The following is a 2,019-nucleotide window of genomic DNA, read 5'->3' as shown; positions in this document are numbered from 1 at the left end:
GCCCCGCCTTCCCCGCCCCGCCCAGCGCCGAGCTGCACATCCACCTCGAGGGCACGATCGAGCCCGAGCACATCGTCGAGATGGCGCGCCGCAACGGAGTCGCCCTGCCGACCGAGGACCTCGACGCCCTCCGCGCGCGGTACTCCTTCACGGACCTCGCGTCGTTCCTGGAGCTGCACTACTCGAACCTCACCGTGCTGAAGACGGAGCGGGACTTCTTCGAGCTCGCGACCGGCTATCTCGACCGGGCGCAGAAGGCGAACGTCCGCCGCGCCGAGATCTTCTTCGACCCGCAGACGCACCTCGGCAACGGCGTCGCGCTCGAGACCGTCATGACCGGGATCACCCGCGCGCTCGGTCGGAGCGAGGAGACCCACGGGATCTCGACGGACCTGATCATGTGCTTCCTCCGCGACCTGGGCGCCGACGCGGCCGACGCGATGCTGACGGCGATCCTCCCCTGGCGCGAGCACATCATCGGCGTCGGGCTCGACTCGAACGAGGTGGGCTTCGGTCCGGAGCTGTTCGTCGACGTCTACGCGCGCGCCGCGGCGGAGGGACTGCGCCTGGTCGCGCACGCCGGCGAGGAGGGCGGGCCCGAGACGGTCGCGGCCACCGTCGAGCTGCTGAAGGTCGAGCGGATCGACCACGGGATCCGCGCGATGGAGGACCCGGAGGTCGTCGCGATGCTCCGCGAGCGCCGCATCCCGGTGACGGTGTGCCCCCTGTCGAACGTGGCCCTGCGCGCCGTGGACACGATGGCCGACCACCCGCTGCCCGCGATGCTCCGCGAGGGACTCGTCGTGACGGTCTCGAGCGACGACCCGCCCTACTTCGGCGGCTACGTGGACGAGAACTACCGCGCCCTGGTCGAGGTGCTGGGGGTGGACGACGCACAGCTCGAGCGCCTGGCGCTCAACTCCTTCGACGCGGCGTTCATCACGGAGGAGGACCGCGAGCGCTGGCAGGCGGAGGTGCGCGAGCACTTCGCGCGGTGAGCAGGCCGTGGACCGGAGAACGACCGTTCCCACCCCCCTCCCCGGGCGCTGAGCCTCCGTTGTGCGGGCGCACGCCTCCGCACCCGCCCTACGCTGGCCGGATGACCCGCCCCGACGGCCCGCGATGAGCTGGGTGCTCCTCACCGGCGCGATCCTCACCGAGGTGACGGCGTCGCTCGCCCTCCAGGCCGCCATCGAGTCGCCGGGCTGGTACGCCCTCGTGGTGGCGGGCTACCTGTCGGCGTTCGTGCTCCTCAGCCGGGTGCTCAAGGCCGGCATGCCGATCGGAGTCGCGTACGGCGTGTGGGGTGCGTGCGGAGTCGCGCTCACGGCGGTCCTCGCGGCCGTGCTCTTCGGACAGCCGCTGACGGGCGTGATGACGATCGGGCTGGTGCTGATCATCGCGGGCGTGCTGATGGTCGAGATCGGGTCGCAGCGGGCGCAGGCCGCGCGCCGGGCGGTGCGCTGATGGCCTGGCTGCTGCTCTCGGGCGCGATCCTCACCGAGGTCGCCGCGACGATGAGCCTCAAGCCCGCGACGGACGGCCGGAAGCGGTGGTACGTCGTGGTCGGAGTCGGCTACGTCGTCGCGTTCTCGCTGCTGGCCGGGGCGCTCGCGCAGGGCATGCCGATCGGGGTCGCCTACGGGATCTGGGCGGCCGTCGGAGTCGCATTGACCGCGGTGCTCGGGCGCTGGCTTTTCCAGGACCCGCTGACCTGGACGATGCTCGGCGGGATCGGCCTGATCATCACCGGCGTGCTGCTGGTGGAGCTCGGGCACTGACCGTCAGCGGTTGTCGCGGCGGTAGCGCGCCTCCCGGCCGGCGATGTGGAGGCCGAGTCCGGTGACCGCGACCGCGAAGGCGACCAGCACGCCGACGAACGCGATCTCGTCGCCCGCTCCGACCGCCACGGCCGCGACGGCGAGCCCGATCAGCGCGAGAGCGATCACCACGGCGCCGACGATCTCGAGAGGGCTCCATGCGGTCACTGCTCCATCGTGCGCGCGGAGCGGCGCGCGG

At 72.1% G+C, this 2,019-nt stretch carries 4 protein-coding genes; 3 read left to right on the top strand and 1 reads right to left on the bottom strand.

The annotated features are described in order from the left end of the window. The 3 genes from C5D44_RS17445 to C5D44_RS17435 form a co-directional block, all read left to right on the top strand. Window positions 1-998: adenosine deaminase (locus C5D44_RS17445; RefSeq protein ID WP_308471655.1), on the top strand; the 998-nt coding region annotated here is incomplete at its 5' end. A gap of 124 nt (window positions 999-1,122) precedes the next feature. Next, window positions 1,123-1,467, top strand: coding sequence for a multidrug efflux SMR transporter (locus C5D44_RS17440; RefSeq protein WP_104276688.1), 345 nt, complete (start codon window positions 1,123-1,125; stop codon window positions 1,465-1,467). Beyond that, complete coding sequence (locus C5D44_RS17435; protein ID WP_104276689.1) at window positions 1,467-1,781, top strand: multidrug efflux SMR transporter; 315 nt, start codon at window positions 1,467-1,469, stop codon at window positions 1,779-1,781. The genes C5D44_RS17440 and C5D44_RS17435 overlap by 1 nt, the downstream gene beginning before the upstream one ends. A gap of 3 nt (window positions 1,782-1,784) precedes the next feature. Here C5D44_RS17435 and C5D44_RS17430 read toward each other — a convergent pair. Continuing rightward, window positions 1,785-2,019: hypothetical protein (locus C5D44_RS17430; protein ID WP_258068045.1), on the bottom strand; the 235-nt coding region annotated here is incomplete at its 5' end.

It is taken from the genome of Rathayibacter sp. AY1B5 (assembly GCF_002932795.1).
Taxonomy (GTDB): Bacteria; Actinomycetota; Actinomycetes; order Actinomycetales; family Microbacteriaceae; genus Rathayibacter.
The sequence above is the reverse complement of the archived record's forward strand: the minus strand, read 5'-3'. Positions and strand labels throughout refer to the sequence as shown.

Excerpts from the sequence above, each read along its gene's own strand:
- C5D44_RS17440 (WP_104276688.1), top strand. The coding sequence starts at position 1,123 with ATGAGCTGGGTGCTCCTCACCGGCGCGATCCTCACCGAGGTGACGGCG.
- C5D44_RS17435 (WP_104276689.1), top strand. The coding sequence starts at position 1,467 with ATGGCCTGGCTGCTGCTCTCGGGCGCGATCCTCACCGAGGTCGCCGCG.